General features: G+C 69.9%; 24 protein-coding genes. All 24 read left to right on the top strand.

Annotation, left to right across the window (positions count from 1 at the left end; genetic code table 11):
• The 24 genes from fusA to rplO all read left to right on the top strand — a co-directional run bounded on the left by fusA (position 1) and on the right by rplO (position 13,879).
• Positions 1–2,103, top strand: coding sequence for an elongation factor G (gene fusA / locus QSK00_RS02170; RefSeq protein ID WP_285586975.1), 2,103 nt, complete (start codon positions 1–3; stop codon positions 2,101–2,103).
• Positions 2,104–2,296: 193 nt separating this feature from the next.
• Positions 2,297–3,490, top strand: coding sequence for an elongation factor Tu (gene tuf, locus QSK00_RS02165; RefSeq protein ID WP_285586973.1), 1,194 nt, complete (start codon positions 2,297–2,299; stop codon positions 3,488–3,490).
• Between the two features lie 398 nt (positions 3,491–3,888).
• Positions 3,889–4,194 (top strand): 30S ribosomal protein S10, encoded by a 306-nt coding sequence (rpsJ, locus tag QSK00_RS02160; RefSeq protein ID WP_018177839.1) that lies wholly within the window; start codon positions 3,889–3,891, stop codon positions 4,192–4,194.
• Positions 4,195–4,202: 8 nt separating this feature from the next.
• A complete protein-coding gene (gene rplC, locus QSK00_RS02155) occupies positions 4,203–4,883 on the top strand; it encodes a 50S ribosomal protein L3 (RefSeq protein WP_285586969.1) in 681 nt (226 codons plus the stop codon).
• A gap of 212 nt (positions 4,884–5,095) precedes the next feature.
• Entirely contained in the window at positions 5,096–5,743 is a 648-nt protein-coding gene (gene rplD / locus QSK00_RS02150) for a 50S ribosomal protein L4 (protein ID WP_285587914.1), read from the top strand.
• Positions 5,740–6,039, top strand: a complete 300-nt coding sequence (rplW, locus tag QSK00_RS02145; RefSeq protein WP_018330908.1) for a 50S ribosomal protein L23 — start codon at positions 5,740–5,742, stop codon at positions 6,037–6,039. Before rplD ends, rplW begins: the two co-directional genes overlap by 4 nt.
• Before the next feature lie 18 nt (positions 6,040–6,057).
• Positions 6,058–6,897, top strand: coding sequence for a 50S ribosomal protein L2 (gene rplB, locus QSK00_RS02140; protein WP_018330909.1), 840 nt, complete (start codon positions 6,058–6,060; stop codon positions 6,895–6,897).
• 18 nt (positions 6,898–6,915) lie between these two features.
• Positions 6,916–7,197, top strand: coding sequence for a 30S ribosomal protein S19 (rpsS, locus tag QSK00_RS02135; RefSeq protein ID WP_285586966.1), 282 nt, complete (start codon positions 6,916–6,918; stop codon positions 7,195–7,197).
• A gap of 48 nt (positions 7,198–7,245) precedes the next feature.
• A complete protein-coding gene (rplV, locus tag QSK00_RS02130) occupies positions 7,246–7,662 on the top strand; it encodes a 50S ribosomal protein L22 (RefSeq protein WP_285586964.1) in 417 nt (138 codons plus the stop codon).
• Positions 7,662–8,504: a 30S ribosomal protein S3 gene (gene rpsC / locus QSK00_RS02125; protein WP_285586962.1), complete on the top strand. Its 843-nt coding sequence runs from the start codon at positions 7,662–7,664 to the stop codon at positions 8,502–8,504. The genes rplV and rpsC overlap by 1 nt, the downstream gene beginning before the upstream one ends.
• Positions 8,505–8,506: 2 nt before the next feature.
• On the top strand, positions 8,507–8,923 hold the full coding sequence (gene rplP / locus QSK00_RS02120) for a 50S ribosomal protein L16 (protein WP_018330913.1): 417 nt from the start codon (positions 8,507–8,509) through the stop codon (positions 8,921–8,923).
• Positions 8,923–9,159: a 50S ribosomal protein L29 gene (gene rpmC, locus QSK00_RS02115; protein ID WP_285586959.1), complete on the top strand. Its 237-nt coding sequence runs from the start codon at positions 8,923–8,925 to the stop codon at positions 9,157–9,159. The genes rplP and rpmC overlap by 1 nt, the downstream gene beginning before the upstream one ends.
• Entirely contained in the window at positions 9,156–9,476 is a 321-nt protein-coding gene (gene rpsQ, locus QSK00_RS02110) for a 30S ribosomal protein S17 (protein WP_285586958.1), read from the top strand. Before rpmC ends, rpsQ begins: the two co-directional genes overlap by 4 nt.
• Before the next feature lie 74 nt (positions 9,477–9,550).
• On the top strand, positions 9,551–9,919 hold the full coding sequence (gene rplN / locus QSK00_RS02105; RefSeq protein ID WP_018330916.1) for a 50S ribosomal protein L14: 369 nt from the start codon (positions 9,551–9,553) through the stop codon (positions 9,917–9,919).
• 3 nt (positions 9,920–9,922) lie between these two features.
• Positions 9,923–10,243: a 50S ribosomal protein L24 gene (gene rplX, locus QSK00_RS02100; protein ID WP_018330917.1), complete on the top strand. Its 321-nt coding sequence runs from the start codon at positions 9,923–9,925 to the stop codon at positions 10,241–10,243.
• Complete coding sequence (rplE, locus tag QSK00_RS02095) at positions 10,243–10,803, top strand: 50S ribosomal protein L5 (RefSeq protein ID WP_285586957.1); 561 nt, start codon at positions 10,243–10,245, stop codon at positions 10,801–10,803. The genes rplX and rplE overlap by 1 nt, the downstream gene beginning before the upstream one ends.
• A gap of 2 nt (positions 10,804–10,805) precedes the next feature.
• A complete protein-coding gene (locus QSK00_RS02090) occupies positions 10,806–10,991 on the top strand; it encodes a type Z 30S ribosomal protein S14 (protein WP_018330919.1) in 186 nt (61 codons plus the stop codon).
• Entirely contained in the window at positions 10,988–11,239 is a 252-nt protein-coding gene (locus tag QSK00_RS02085) for a hypothetical protein (RefSeq protein WP_285586956.1), read from the top strand. Before QSK00_RS02090 ends, QSK00_RS02085 begins: the two co-directional genes overlap by 4 nt.
• On the top strand, positions 11,236–11,634 hold the full coding sequence (gene rpsH, locus QSK00_RS02080; RefSeq protein WP_285586953.1) for a 30S ribosomal protein S8: 399 nt from the start codon (positions 11,236–11,238) through the stop codon (positions 11,632–11,634). Before QSK00_RS02085 ends, rpsH begins: the two co-directional genes overlap by 4 nt.
• A 19-nt stretch (positions 11,635–11,653) precedes the next feature.
• On the top strand, positions 11,654–12,190 hold the full coding sequence (rplF, locus tag QSK00_RS02075) for a 50S ribosomal protein L6 (protein ID WP_285586951.1): 537 nt from the start codon (positions 11,654–11,656) through the stop codon (positions 12,188–12,190).
• Positions 12,190–12,600, top strand: a complete 411-nt coding sequence (gene rplR / locus QSK00_RS02070; protein WP_285586950.1) for a 50S ribosomal protein L18 — start codon at positions 12,190–12,192, stop codon at positions 12,598–12,600. The genes rplF and rplR overlap by 1 nt, the downstream gene beginning before the upstream one ends.
• Positions 12,601–12,640: 40 nt before the next feature.
• Positions 12,641–13,243, top strand: a complete 603-nt coding sequence (gene rpsE / locus QSK00_RS02065) for a 30S ribosomal protein S5 (protein WP_018330924.1) — start codon at positions 12,641–12,643, stop codon at positions 13,241–13,243.
• 2 nt (positions 13,244–13,245) lie between these two features.
• Positions 13,246–13,425, top strand: coding sequence for a 50S ribosomal protein L30 (gene rpmD / locus QSK00_RS02060; RefSeq protein WP_285586948.1), 180 nt, complete (start codon positions 13,246–13,248; stop codon positions 13,423–13,425).
• Position 13,426: 1 nt separating this feature from the next.
• A complete protein-coding gene (gene rplO / locus QSK00_RS02055) occupies positions 13,427–13,879 on the top strand; it encodes a 50S ribosomal protein L15 (protein WP_285586946.1) in 453 nt (150 codons plus the stop codon).
• The last annotated feature ends 124 nt before the right edge of the window (positions 13,880–14,003 follow it).

Raw genomic sequence — 14,003 nt, 5'->3', positions numbered from 1 at the left:
GTGGCACGCGACGTGCTGACCGACCTGGGCAAGGTCCGCAACATCGGGATCATGGCCCACATCGACGCGGGCAAGACCACCACGACCGAGCGCATCCTGTACTACACCGGCATCAACTACAAGATCGGTGAGGTCCACGACGGCGCGGCCACGATGGACTGGATGGAGGAGGAGCAGAAGCGCGGCATCACGATCACGTCCGCCGCGACGACGACCTTCTGGAAAGACCACCAGATCAACATCATCGACACCCCCGGCCACGTCGACTTCACGATCGAGGTCGAGCGCAACCTGCGCGTCCTCGACGGTGCGGTCGCCGTGTTCGACGGCAAGGAGGGTGTCGAGCCCCAGTCGGAGACGGTGTGGCGGCAGGCCGACACCTACGACGTCCCGCGCATCTGCTTCGTCAACAAGATGGACAAGCTCGGCGCGGACTTCTACTTCACCGTGCAGACGATCAAGGACCGCCTGCACGCGAAGCCGCTGGTCCTGCAGCTGCCGATGGGCGTCGAGTCCGACTTCTACGGCGTGATCGACCTGGTCCGCATGCGCGCCCTCACCTGGCGCGGCGAGGTCTCCAAGGGCGAGGACTACGCCGTCGAGGAGATCCCGGCCGAGTACGCCGAGCAGGCGGCCGAGTACCGCGAGGCCCTCATGGAGGCCATCGCCGAGAACGACGAGGCGCTCATGGAGCGCTACTTCGCCGGCGAGGAGATCTCCGTCGAGGACATCGAGCACGGCATCCGCGCCGTGACGGTGACCAGCGAGTACAACCCGGTGCTCTGCGGCACGGCGTACAAGAACAAGGGCGTGCAGCCCATGCTCGACGCCGTCATCGCGTACCTGCCGGCGCCGGTCGACGTGAAGCCGGTCGAGGGGACGCTGCTCGACGGCGAGACCCCCGTCGTGCGCCACGCCACCACGGAGGAGCCCTTCTCGGCTCTCGCCTTCAAGATCATGAGCCACCCGTTCTACGGGAAGCTCACCTACATCCGCGTCTACTCGGGCAAGATCGCCTCGGGCGCGCAGATGATCAACTCGACGAAGGACCGCAAGGAGCGCATCGGGAAGGTCTTCCAGATGCACTCCAACAAGGAGAACCCGGTCGACGAGGCCATGGCCGGGCACATCTACGCGGTCGTCGGGCTCAAGGACACCACGACGGGCGACACGCTCTGCGACCCGCAGAACCCGGTCATCCTCGAGTCGATGGTGTTCCCGACCCCGGTCATCGAGGTCGCGATCGAGCCGAAGTCGAAGGCCGACCAGGAGAAGCTCTCCACGGCCATCCAGCGTCTCACCGACGAGGACCCGACCTTCCAGGTCGCCCGCGACGAGGAGACCGGCCAGACCATCATCAAGGGGATGGGCGAGCTCCACCTCGAGGTCCTGGTCAACCGGATGAAGTCCGACTTCAAGGTCGAGGCGAACATCGGCAAGCCGCAGGTGGCCTACCGCGAGACCATCCGCCGCCCGGTGGAGAAGTACGAGTACACGCACAAGAAGCAGACCGGCGGCTCCGGCCAGTTCGCGCGCGTCATCATCGCGCTCGAGCCGATGGAGAAGTCCGAGGACGGCGCGCTCTACGAGTTCGTCAACAAGGTCACCGGTGGTCGCGTCCCGCGCGAGTACATCCCGTCGGTCGACGCGGGTGCCCAGGACGCCATGCAGTACGGCGTGCTGGCCGGCTACCCGATGACGGGCCTGCGCCTGACGCTGCTCGACGGTCAGTACCACGAGGTCGACTCGTCGGAGATGGCGTTCAAGGTGGCCGGCTCGATGGCGCTCAAGGAGGCGGCCCGCAAGGCGGACCCGGCCATCCTCGAGCCCCTGATGGCCGTCGAGGTGTCGACGCCCGAGGAGTACATGGGCGACGTCATCGGCGACCTGAACTCCCGCCGTGGCCAGATCCAGGCGATGGAGGAGCGCAGCGGCAACCGGATCGTCAAGGCCGTGGTGCCGCTCTCGGAGATGTTCGGCTACGTCGGTGACCTGCGGTCGAAGACCCAGGGCCGGGCGAACTACTCCATGCAGTTCGACTCGTACGGCGAGGTCCCGGCCAGCGTGGCCAAGGAGATCATCGCCAAGGCGACCGGCGAGTGACCCCGTCCGCGTCCCGTCGTCCCGGTCACCGGGACGACGGGGCGCGGTGAGGCGGGGGATCCGTCCCCGTTAGCCTCGTGGAGTCACCTCGGGTCCTCCGCCCGGCGTCAGCCCACCCAGAGGACCGCACGACCGACGTACCACCCGCCGACCCGGCGACGACAGACCCAGAAAGTCCAGGAGGACGAGAGCAGTGGCGAAGGCCAAGTTCGAGCGGACCAAGCCGCACGTCAACATCGGAACCATCGGTCACATCGACCACGGCAAGACGACGCTGACGGCCGCGATCACCAAGGTCCTGCACGACAAGTACCCGGACCTCAACCAGGCGTCCGCGTTCGACCAGATCGACAAGGCGCCGGAAGAGCGCCAGCGCGGCATCACGATCTCGATCGCGCACGTCGAGTACCAGACCGAGAACCGGCACTACGCGCACGTCGACTGCCCCGGGCACGCCGACTACGTGAAGAACATGATCACTGGTGCCGCGCAGATGGACGGCGCGATCCTCGTGGTCGCCGCCACCGACGGCCCCATGCCGCAGACCCGCGAGCACGTGCTGCTCGCCCGCCAGGTCGGCGTGCCCTACATCGTCGTCGCGCTGAACAAGGCCGACATGGTCGACGACGAGGAGATCATGGAGCTCGTCGAGATGGAGGTCCGTGAGCTGCTCAGCTCGCAGGACTTCCCCGGCGACGACCTCCCCGTGGTCCGCGTCTCGGCGCTGAAGGCCCTCGAGGGCGACGCCGAGTGGGCGGACGCCATCGTCAACCTGATGAACGCCGTCGACGAGGCCATCCCCTCGCCGGAGCGCGACACCGAGAAGCCGTTCCTCATGCCCGTCGAGGACGTCTTCACGATCACCGGTCGCGGCACCGTCGTCACCGGTCGCGTCGAGCGCGGCATCGTCAAGGTGAACGAGGAGGTGGAGATCGTCGGCATCCGCGCGAAGTCGACCAAGACCACCGCCACCGGCATCGAGATGTTCCGCAAGCTCCTCGACGAGGGGCGCGCCGGCGACAACGTCGGTCTGCTCGTGCGCGGCATCAAGCGCGAGGACGTCGAGCGCGGCATGGTCATCTGCAAGCCGGGCTCGATCACCCCGCACACCGAGTTCGACGGCCAGGTGTACATCCTGGGCAAGGACGAGGGCGGACGGCACACGCCGTTCTTCAACAACTACCGCCCGCAGTTCTACTTCCGGACCACGGACGTCACCGGTGTCGTGACGCTGCCGGAGGGCACCGAGATGGTCATGCCCGGTGACAACACCGAGATGTCCGTCCAGCTGATCCAGCCCATCGCCATGGAGGAGGGCCTCCAGTTCGCCATCCGCGAGGGTGGCCGGACCGTGGGCGCGGGCCAGGTCACGAAGATCAACAAGTAGGACCCTCACCCCGGTGTCGGGGCGCCTGCGGGCGCGTGCGACACTGGTGAGGTTGCTTGCCCGGGCGGTCGGCTCAATCGGTATCGAGCCGACCGCCCCGGCGTGAGCGGGGTCCGACACGGACCCGGGCACGATCCGGACGTCTCCCCAGGGCGTCGTCCACCGTGTTGCGGAGCCTCTCTGCGAGGGGACGCAGGACGGACACACCATGAACAGCGAGGGTCAGCGCACAGCGCGGGCCTGAGGCCGCGGAGCGACGAGCGTCCGGGGCGCACCGGCCGGTGGCGTCGACACGCCCGACCGCGTGGACCGGAACGGTCCCGCGATCGACGTGCGGGACGACCGCCACCAGACGGTGCGGCATCGTTCGAGGACGAGAAGAGGAACGGCAAGCCACCATGGCGGGACAGAAGATCCGCATCAGGCTCAAGGCCTACGACCACGAGGCCATCGATGCGTCGGCGCGCAAGATCGTCGAGACCGTGACGCGTACCGGTGCCTCCGTCGTCGGCCCCGTGCCGTTGCCGACTGAGAAGAACGTGTACTGCGTCATCCGCTCGCCGCACAAGTACAAGGACTCGCGCGAGCACTTCGAGATGCGCACGCACAAGCGACTGATCGACATCGTCGACCCGACGCCCAAGACGGTGGACGCGCTCATGCGCATCGACCTGCCGGCCAGCGTCGACGTCAACATCCAGTGAGGCCCGGCATGTCTGCAGATCCTCTCCGCAGCAACGAGCGCCGCCTGAGCGGTGTGCTCGGCACCAAGGTCGGCATGACCCAGGTGTTCGACGAGTCGAACCGCGTCGTCCCCGTCACCGTCGTGAAGGCGGGCCCCTGCGTCGTCACGCAGGTGCGGACCCCTTCCGTGGACGGCTACAACGCGGTCCAGATCGCGTTCGGCGCCATCGACCCCCGCAAGGTGAACAAGCCGGAGACCGGCCACTTCGCGAAGGCCGGCGTCACGCCCCGTCGCCACCTCGTCGAGCTCCGCACCTCCGACGCCTCGTCCTACGAGGTCGGCCAGGAGGTCACCGCCGAGGTGTTCTCCGCCGGTGCGGTCATCGACGTCACGGCGAACAGCAAGGGCAAGGGCACCGCGGGTGTCATGAAGCGCCACGGCTTCCACGGCCTCGGCGCCAGCCACGGCACGCAGCGCAAGCACCGCTCGCCGGGCTCCATCGGTGGCTGCGCCACCCCGGCCCGCGTCTTCAAGGGCACGCGCATGGCCGGCCGCATGGGCAACGTCAAGACCACGACGCAGAACCTGACCGTCCACGGCGTGGACGCCGACGCGGGCCTGCTGCTCATCCGCGGCGCCGTGCCCGGCCCGCGCGGCGGTCTGGTCCTCGTCACCTCTGCTGCCAAGAAGGGCGGTGACCAGCAGTGACGACGCCTGACGGCCACACCCCGGGCGTGAGCGACACCGAGGGCCCCGACGCGGGCGAGTCGGTCGACGCCGGAACCTCGTCGGCGACCGCCGCCGCGACCGCGACCCTCCAGGTCGCCCGTCGCCGCGGGTTCTCCGCCGGCGACGCCCGGCGCAGCGCGCGCCGGGACGCACAGGCCGCCGCCGCGACCGGCGAGACCCGCTCGGTCACGGTGCACACCCCGACCGGCGGCACCGACGGCACCGTCGAGCTCCCCGGTGAGCTCTTCGACGCGCCGGCGAACACCTCGCTGATGCACCAGGTGGTCACCGCGCAGCTCGCCGCGGCCCGCCAGGGGACGCACGACACGAAGACGCGCGGCGAGGTCCGCGGCGGTGGCAAGAAGCCGTACCGCCAGAAGGGCACCGGCCGTGCGCGGCAGGGCTCGACGCGCGCCCCGCAGTTCACCGGCGGTGGCACGGTCCACGGGCCGACGCCGCGGGACTACGCGCAGCGGACCCCCAAGAAGATGAAGGCGGCGGCCCTGCGCGGGGCGCTGTCCGACCGGGCCCGCCACGAGCGGATCCACGTCTTCACCGCGCTCGTGGACGGCACCGCGCCGTCGACCAAGGGCGCCCGTACGGCGCTCGAGGGCGTCATCACGCCGGACCGCGAGCACCGCAAGGTGCTGGCCGTCGTCGCCCGCGACGACGAGGCCGGTCGCCGCAGCGTCGCGAACCTGCCGGCGGTGCACCTGCTGACGCCGGACCAGCTGAACACCTACGACGTGCTCCGCGCGGACGACGTGGTCTTCACGTCGGCGGCGCTGGACGCGTTCGTGAGCGCCCGCACCGCGCGCGCCGAGGAGGTCGACCAGTGATCGCGGACCCGCGCGACGTCATCATCGCGCCGGTGATCTCGGAGAAGAGCTACGGCCTTCTCGAGGAGCGCCAGTACACGTTCCTGGTGCGCCCGGACGCGAACAAGACCCAGATCAAGATCGCCGTGCAGCAGATCTTCGACGTGACGGTGGCGAGCGTGAACACGCTCAACCGTGAGGGGAAGCGCAAGCGTTCCCGCACCGGCTACGGCAAGCGCAAGGACACCAAGCGCGCCGTGGTCACCGTGACGCCCGAGAGCCGGACGATCGACGTCTTCGGCGGGCCCGGGGCCTGAGGGAGTTAGCGAACCACCATGGGAATCCGTAGGTACAAGCCGACGACCGCCGGGCGGCGGGGCGCGAGCGTCTCGGACTTCGCCGAGATCACGCGTGACCACCCGGAGAAGTCGCTCATCCGGCCGCTGCACAACAAGGGCGGCCGCAACGCCACCGGTCGGATCACGACCCGGCACCAGGGCGGCGGCCACAAGCGGGCCTACCGGCTGATCGACTTCCGGCGCAACGACAAGGACGGCGTGCCGGCCAAGGTCGCTCACATCGAGTACGACCCCAACCGCAGCGCGCGCATCGCCCTGCTCCACTACGCGGACGGCGAGAAGCGCTACATCGTCGCCCCGGAGCGGCTGCACCAGGGCGACGCGGTGGAGAGCGGGGCCCGCGCCGACATCAAGCCGGGCAACAACCTGCCGCTGCGCAACATCCCCACCGGCACCGTGATCCACGCGATCGAGCTCCGCCCCGGTGGCGGCGCGAAGATTGCGCGGTCGGCCGGCGCCCGGGTGCAGCTGGTGGCGAAGGACGGGCCCTACGCCCAGCTCCGGATGCCCTCCGGCGAGATCCGCAACGTCGACGTCCGCTGCCGCGCGACGATCGGCGAGGTCGGCAACTCCGACCACTCGAACATCAACTGGGGCAAGGCGGGCCGCAACCGCTGGCGCGGCAAGCGCCCGACGGTGCGCGGTGTGGCCATGAACCCGGTCGACCACCCGCACGGTGGTGGTGAGGGCAAGACGTCCGGTGGGCGCCACCCGGTGAACCCGGCCGGTACCCCGGAGGGCCGCACGCGCGGCCGCAAGGAGAGCGACCGCATGATCGTGCGCCGTCGGCGTACCGGCAAGAACAAGAAGCGATAGAGCAGGAGGGAGACAGCGATGCCACGCAGTGTCAAGAAGGGGCCGTTCGTCGACGACCACCTGCTCAAGAAGATCGACGCGCTGAACGACTCGAACCGCAAGTCGGTCATCAAGACCTGGTCGCGCCGCTCGACGATCATCCCCGACATGCTCGGCCACACGCTGGCCGTGCACGACGGGCGCAAGCACGTCCCGGTCTTCGTCTCGGAGGCCATGGTCGGGCACAAGCTCGGCGAGTTCGCCCCGACCCGCACGTTCCGCGGGCACGTCAAGGAGGACCGGCGGGCGCGTCGCCGCTAGGCGAGCACCGACGGTCACCACCCGCGAAACCAGGAAGGTAGACGAACGATGTCTGCACCAGCCGACACCGACACGGGAACGCCGCGCGGCGCCGTGGCTCGGGCGCGCTACGTGCGCATGTCGCCGATGAAGGTCCGCCGTGTCGTGGACCTGGTCCGCGGCATGCCCGTGGGCCAGGCCGCCTCGGTGCTGCGGTTCGCCGAGCAGGCCGCCGCGACGCCGGTGGCCAAGCTCGTGGCGAGCGCGGTGGCCAACGCCGAGAACAACTTCGCGCTGGACCCCGCCACCCTCGTGATCTCGACGATCACGGTGGACGAGGGCCCGACCATGAAGCGGTTCCAGCCCCGGGCGCAGGGGCGCGCGTACCGCATCCGCAAGCGCACCAGCCACATCACCGTCGAGGTCACCTCGGTGACCGACGCTGACAAGGGCGGTCGCCGGCGCTCGAAGGGAAGGACCCGCTGATGGGTCAGAAGATCAACCCGCACGGGTTCCGTCTGGGCATCACCACGGACTGGAAGTCCCGGTGGTACGCCGACAAGCAGTACGCCGACTACGTGGCCGAGGACGTCAAGATCCGCCGCATGCTCTCGAAGGGCATGGAGCGGGCCGGCATCTCCAAGGTCGAGATCGAGCGGACCCGGGACCGGGTCCGCGTCGACATCCACACCGCCCGCCCGGGCATCGTCATCGGTCGCCGCGGCGCCGAGGCGGACCGGCTGCGCGGCAACCTCGAGAAGCTGACCGGCAAGCAGGTCCAGCTGAACATCCTCGAGGTCAAGGGCGCGGAGGCGGACGCGCAGCTCGTGGCGCAGGGCGTCGCCGAGCAGCTGTCCAACCGCGTGTCGTTCCGTCGCGCGATGCGCAAGGCCATGCAGTCGGCCATGCGCTCGCCGGGCGTGAAGGGCATCCGGGTCCAGTGCTCCGGCCGGCTCGGCGGTGCCGAGATGTCGCGGTCGGAGTTCTACCGCGAGGGTCGCGTGCCGCTGCACACGCTGCGCGCCGAGATCGACTACGGCCTGTTCGAGGCCCGGACCAACTTCGGCCGCATCGGTGTGAAGGTCTGGATCTACAAGGGCGACGTCGTCGGCGGCAAGCGCGAGGCCGAGCGCCAGGCGGCGCTCGACGCCGCGACCCGTGAGCCCCGCCGTGGTGGCCGCGGTGGCGGTGGCGGCGGGAACGATCGTCCCCGTGGCCGTCGCTCCGGTGCCTCCGGCACGACCGGCTCGGGCACCGAGGCCGGGCGCGCCGCCGCCGAGCAGGCCGCGAACGCGGGCGCGCCCGCGACGACCGGATCGGAGGCCTGACCATGCTCATGCCCCGCAGGGTCAAGTTCCGCAAGCAGCACCGGCCGGACCGGTCCGGTGCGGCCAAGGGCGGCACGCAGATGTCGTTCGGCGACTACGGGATCCAGGCGCTCGAGCACGGCTACGTGACGAACCGCCAGATCGAGTCGGCCCGTATCGCCATCACCCGCCACATCCGTCGTGGCGGCAAGGTCTGGATCAACATCTTCCCGGACCGCCCGCTCACCAAGAAGCCCGCCGAGACCCGCATGGGTTCCGGTAAGGGCTCGCCGGAGAAGTGGGTCGCGAACGTGAAGCCGGGCCGGGTCATGTTCGAGATGAGCTACCCCAACGAGGCCACCGCCCGTGAGGCACTGCGTCGTGCGCAGCACAAGCTGCCGATGCGCTGCCGCATCGTCACCCGTGAGGAGGCGTTCTGATGGCAGCGGGAACCCCCGCCAGCGAGCTGCGTGAGCTGTCCAGCGAGGACCTCGTCACGCGTGCCCGCGAGGCGAAGGCCGAGCTGTTCAACCTCCGGTTCCAGATGGCGACCGGACAGCTCGACAACAACCGCCGGCTGCGGACCGTCCGCCACGACATCGCGCGCATCTACACGGTGATGCGCGAGCGTGAGCTCGGTCTGTCCGCGGCCCCTGACGAGGAGGGTGCGGCATGAGCCAGGCCGCTGACGACGCGGCGGCCACGCCCGTCACCCAGCAGAAGCCGGGGGAGCGGAACGACGACCGCGGCCTCCGCAAGACCCGCGAGGGTCTGGTCGTCTCGGACAAGATGTCCAAGACGATCGTGGTGAGCCTCGAGGACCGGGTGAAGCACCCGCGCTACTCGAAGGTCATCCGCCGGACCAAGAAGGTCAAGGCGCACGACGAGCACAACACCGCCGGCCCGGGCGACCGCGTCCTCCTCATGGAGACCCGACCGCTCTCGGCGACCAAGCGCTGGCGCCTCGTCGAGATCCTCGAGAAGGCCAAGTAGCACCCCTCCGGGGCGTGTGAACCAGCTGTCGAAACCATCCGGCGCTCGCCGCCGGGAAGGTCAGGAGAGAAGTAGTGATCCAGCAGGAGTCGCGACTCCGGGTCGCCGACAACACGGGTGCCAGGGAAATCCTGTGCATTCGTGTTCTCGGCGGCTCGTCCCGCCGTTACGCGGGCATCGGCGACGTCATCGTGGCCACCGTCAAGGAGGCCATCCCGGCGTCCGGCGTGAAGCGCGGCGACGTCGTCAAGGCCGTCGTGGTGCGCACCGTCAAGGAGAAGCGCCGCCCGGACGGTTCGTACATCAAGTTCGACGAGAACGCCGCGGTGATCATCAAGAACGACCGCGAGCCGCGCGGCACCCGCATCTTCGGCCCGGTCGGCCGGGAGCTCCGCGACAAGCGGTTCATGCGGATCATCTCGCTCGCGCCGGAGGTGCTGTAGCAGATGAAGGTCAAGAAGGGCGACACGGTCCTCGTCATCGCCGGCAAGGACAAGGGCGCGAAGGGCAAGGTCATCCAGGCCTACCCGGACCGCGACAAGGTCCTCGTCGAGGGCGTGGGCCGCGTCAAGAAGCACACCGCCCAGTCGGCCAACCAGCGGGGCGCGCAGTCCGGCGGGATCGTCACGCAGGAGGCGGCCATCCACGTCTCGAACGTGATGGTCGTCGACTCGGACGGCAAGCCGACCCGCGTCGGTTACCGCGACGGCGGCGAGGGCGAGCAGAAGCGCGTGCGCGTCTCGCGCCGCAACGGGAAGGACATCTGATGACGAGCACCGAGACTCGTCCCCGTCTGCAGCAGCGGTACCGGGACGCGATCCGTCAGGAACTGACGGACCAGTTCCACTACGAGAACCCGATGCTCGTGCCCGGCGTCGTCAAGGTCGTCGTGAACATGGGCGTCGGCGAGGCCGCGCGCGACTCGAAGCTGATGGAGGGCGCGGTCCGCGACCTCACCCTCATCGCCGGTCAGAAGCCGGAGATCCGTCGGGCCCGCAAGTCCATCGCGCAGTTCAAGCTCCGCGAGGGCATGCCGATCGGTGCGCGGACCACGCTGCGCGGTGCGCGCATGTGGGAGTTCCTCGACCGCCTGGTCTCGATCAGCCTGCCGCGCATCCGCGACTTCCGTGGGCTCTCGCCGAAGCAGTTCGACGGCTCGGGCAACTACACGTTCGGTCTCTCGGACCAGACGATGTTCCACGAGATCGACCAGGACTCGATCGACCGGCCGCGGGGGATGGACATCACCGTGGTCACCTCCGCGACCACCGACGAGGAAGGCCGGGCCCTCCTGCGCGCCCTCGGCTTCCCGTTCAGGGAGAACTGAGCATGGCGAAGAAGGCACTGGTCAACAAGGCCGCCGCGACCCCGAAGTTCAAGGTCCGCGGCTACACCCGCTGCAACCGCTGCGGGCGCGCGCGTGCGGTGCTCCGCAAGTTCGGGCTCTGCCGCGTCTGCCTGCGCGAGATGGCGCACCGGGGCGAGCTCCCGGGCGTCAGCAAGTCCTCGTGGTGAGCGCCGTGCACGACGACACGAGCGTCGTCCCCGTCGAGGAGGAGGAGCTGCCGGGTCGCGCGATCGACCCGCAGCTGCTCGAGCTGATCCAGCGCGTCGCCCACCGCGAGCACCTGCTCGCCGACGGCGACGAGCACCCCCGTACGAACAACTTGACCCGCCCCGGACGCCGCAGGCCCGCCACGAGGTCGTCCGCCCGCCGGACGACCCGGGGTACCACGGCGAGGAAGGTGACCTGGTCGCGATGACGATGACCGACCCCATCGCGGACATGCTCACGCGCATCCGCAACGCCAACTCGGCGTTCCACGAGAGCGTGACCATGCCGCACAGCAAGCTGAAGGCCCACGTGGCCCAGGTCCTGCTCGAGCAGGGCTACATCGCGGGATACCGCGACGAGCCGGCGACCGTCGGCAAGTCGTTGGTCATCGACCTGAAGTACGGGCCGAACCGTGAGCGCAGCATCGCCGGCCTCAAGCGGATCTCGAAGCCCGGCCTGCGGATCTACGCGAAGTCGACGGAGCTGCCGCGCGTGCTCGGTGGCCTCGGCGTCGCGATCATCTCGACGTCGTCGGGTCTGCTGACCGACCGTCAGGCCCACCAGCGACGGATGGGCGGGGAAGTCCTCGCCTTCGTCTGGTAACGGAGAGGGGAACCGAACCATGTCTCGCATCGGTAGGGCCCCGATCACCGTGCCGTCCGGCGTGGACGTCGCGGTCGAGGGCCAGAACGTCACGGTGAAGGGGCCGAAGGGCACCCTGACCCACACCGTGGACCGTCCGATCTCGGTCTCGCTCGAGGACGGCGTGCTGTCGGTCTCGCGGCCGAACGACGACCGGGAGAACCGTGCCCTGCACGGCCTCTCGCGCTCGCTGCTGAACAACCTCGTGCTGGGCGTGACCCAGGGCTACGAGCGCAAGCTCGAGATCCACGGGGTCGGCTACCGCGTGCAGCTCAAGGGCAGCACCCTGGAGTTCGCACTCGGCTACAGCCACCCGGTGCGCATCGAGGCGCCGGATGGCATCACCTTCGCGGTGGAGAACCCGACCCGCTTCTCGGTGCAGGGCATCGACAAGCAGGCCGTGGGCCAGGTCGCCGCGAACATCCGCCGGCTGCGCAAGCCCGACCCGTACAAGGGCAAGGGCGTCCGGTACGCCGGCGAGCAGATCCGCCGCAAGGTCGGGAAGACGGGTAAGTGATGGCTGAGACCAGCAACAACGCAGCGAAGAAGCGCGTCGTCGTGGGCAAGAGCGTCTCGCAGACCCGCCGCACCGGTGTGGCCCGTCGGCACGCCCGCCTCCGCAAGAAGGTCGAGGGCACGGCGGAGCGTCCGCGCCTGGTCGTCACCCGGTCCTCGCGGCACATCACCGCCCAGGTCATCGACGACCTCGCCGGCCACACGCTGGCGCACGCCTCCAGCATGGAGGCCGACGTCCGCGGGCTCGAGGGCGACAAGAAGGCGCAGGCCGCCAAGGTCGGCGAGCTCGTCGCCTCCCGCACGAAGTCCGCCGGGATCGACGCGGTCGTGTTCGACCGCGGCGGGCGCCGGTACCACGGCCGCATCGCGCAGCTCGCCGACGCGGCCCGCGAGGGAGGCCTGACGTTCTGATGGCCACCCTCATCACGTACACGCAAGGGAAGGACGCCTGATGCCGGGCACTCAGCGCCGCGAGGGCGGCGGCCAGGGCGGGCGCGACCGCGACCGTCAGGGCGGCGGCCGCGGCGGCGCCCAGGACAGGACGCCGCACCTCGAGCGCGTCGTCGCCATCAACCGCGTGGCCAAGGTCGTCAAGGGCGGCCGTCGCTTCAGCTTCACCGCGCTCGTCATCGTCGGCAACGGCGACGGCGAGGTCGGCGTGGGCTACGGCAAGGCCAAGGAGGTGCCGGCCGCGATCGCCAAGGGCGTGGAGGAGGCGAAGAAGAACTTCTTCCGCGTCCCGCGCATCGGCGGCACCATCACGCACCCGGTGCAGGGCGAGGACGCCGCCGGCGTCGTCCTCCTGCGCCCCGCGAGCCCCGGTACCGGCGTCATCGCCGGTGGCCCGGTTCGCGCGGTCCTGGAGTGCGCGGGGATCCAGGACATCCTGTCCAAGTCCCTGGGCAGCCAGAACGCCATCAACATCGTGCACGCCACGGTGGCGGCCCTGAAGGCGCTGCAGGTCCCCGAGGCCGTCGCGGCCCGCCGGGGTCTGCCGCTCGACGAGGTCGCGCCGGCCCGGATGCTGCGCCAGCGCGCCGGTCAGGGGGTCTGATCATGGCCGAGCTGAAGGTCACGCAGATCAAGTCCACGATCGGGGGCAAGCGCAACCAGCGCGAGACCCTGCGGACGCTGGGCCTGCGTCGCATCGGCGCCACGGTCACGCGGCCGGACGACGCGCAGAACCGCGGCCTCGTCCACACCGTGCGGCACCTCGTCACCGTCGAGGAGGTCTGACATGGCTGACGCACCCCTGAAGCTCCACCACCTCCGTCCGGCTCCCGGGAGCAAGACGGAGAAGACCCGTGTGGGTCGCGGTGAGGCATCGAAGGGCAAGACCGCCGGTCGCGGCACCAAGGGCACGGGCGCCCGCAAGAACGTGCCCGCGCGCTTCGAGGGCGGGCAGATGCCGCTCCAGATGCGCCTGCCCAAGCTCAAGGGCTTCCGCAACCGCAACAAGGTGGTCGCGCAGGTCGTCAACATCGGCGACCTCGCGCGGCTGTTCCCGAACGGCGGCGAGGTCGGCCCGGCCGAGCTCGTCGCCGCCGGCGCCGTCCGTGCCGGGCACCCGGTGAAGGTGCTCGGCGAGGGCGACCTCGGCTCGGTGACGCTGCAGGTGAGCGCGCACGCGTTCTCCGGCGCGGCCTCCGAGAAGATCGGTGCGGCCGGCGGGACGACGACCGTCCTGTAGGTCCACCACCGCGCCACCCGGGCCCGGAGGAGCTCACCCGAGCTCCTCCGGGCCCGTCCGCGTCTCCGGGGTCCTCCCCGCCGCTGCCCGCCGCCCCGTGGGCGGAAACCCCCTGCTGTTACCC

Origin of the sequence: Actinomycetospora sp. NBRC 106378, assembly GCF_030269685.1 — a bacterium.
GTDB lineage: Bacteria > Actinomycetota > Actinomycetes > Mycobacteriales > Pseudonocardiaceae > Actinomycetospora.
This window is presented reverse-complemented; position numbering and strand designations above follow the sequence as displayed.

Excerpts from the sequence above, each read along its gene's own strand:
- rpsJ (WP_018177839.1), top strand. The coding sequence starts at position 3,889 with ATGGCGGGACAGAAGATCCGCATCAGGCTCAAGGCCTACGACCACGAG.
- rplC (WP_285586969.1), top strand. The coding sequence starts at position 4,203 with ATGTCTGCAGATCCTCTCCGCAGCAACGAGCGCCGCCTGAGCGGTGTG.
- rplB (WP_018330909.1), top strand. The coding sequence starts at position 6,058 with ATGGGAATCCGTAGGTACAAGCCGACGACCGCCGGGCGGCGGGGCGCG.
- rpsS (WP_285586966.1), top strand. The coding sequence starts at position 6,916 with ATGCCACGCAGTGTCAAGAAGGGGCCGTTCGTCGACGACCACCTGCTC.
- rplV (WP_285586964.1), top strand. The coding sequence starts at position 7,246 with ATGTCTGCACCAGCCGACACCGACACGGGAACGCCGCGCGGCGCCGTG.
- rpsC (WP_285586962.1), top strand. The coding sequence starts at position 7,662 with ATGGGTCAGAAGATCAACCCGCACGGGTTCCGTCTGGGCATCACCACG.
- rplP (WP_018330913.1), top strand. The coding sequence starts at position 8,507 with ATGCTCATGCCCCGCAGGGTCAAGTTCCGCAAGCAGCACCGGCCGGAC.
- rpmC (WP_285586959.1), top strand. The coding sequence starts at position 8,923 with ATGGCAGCGGGAACCCCCGCCAGCGAGCTGCGTGAGCTGTCCAGCGAG.
- rpsQ (WP_285586958.1), top strand. The coding sequence starts at position 9,156 with ATGAGCCAGGCCGCTGACGACGCGGCGGCCACGCCCGTCACCCAGCAG.
- rplX (WP_018330917.1), top strand. The coding sequence starts at position 9,923 with ATGAAGGTCAAGAAGGGCGACACGGTCCTCGTCATCGCCGGCAAGGAC.
- rplE (WP_285586957.1), top strand. The coding sequence starts at position 10,243 with ATGACGAGCACCGAGACTCGTCCCCGTCTGCAGCAGCGGTACCGGGAC.
- QSK00_RS02090 (WP_018330919.1), top strand. The coding sequence starts at position 10,806 with ATGGCGAAGAAGGCACTGGTCAACAAGGCCGCCGCGACCCCGAAGTTC.
- rpsH (WP_285586953.1), top strand. The coding sequence starts at position 11,236 with ATGACGATGACCGACCCCATCGCGGACATGCTCACGCGCATCCGCAAC.
- rplF (WP_285586951.1), top strand. The coding sequence starts at position 11,654 with ATGTCTCGCATCGGTAGGGCCCCGATCACCGTGCCGTCCGGCGTGGAC.
- rplR (WP_285586950.1), top strand. The coding sequence starts at position 12,190 with ATGGCTGAGACCAGCAACAACGCAGCGAAGAAGCGCGTCGTCGTGGGC.
- rpsE (WP_018330924.1), top strand. The coding sequence starts at position 12,641 with ATGCCGGGCACTCAGCGCCGCGAGGGCGGCGGCCAGGGCGGGCGCGAC.
- rpmD (WP_285586948.1), top strand. The coding sequence starts at position 13,246 with ATGGCCGAGCTGAAGGTCACGCAGATCAAGTCCACGATCGGGGGCAAG.
- rplO (WP_285586946.1), top strand. The coding sequence starts at position 13,427 with ATGGCTGACGCACCCCTGAAGCTCCACCACCTCCGTCCGGCTCCCGGG.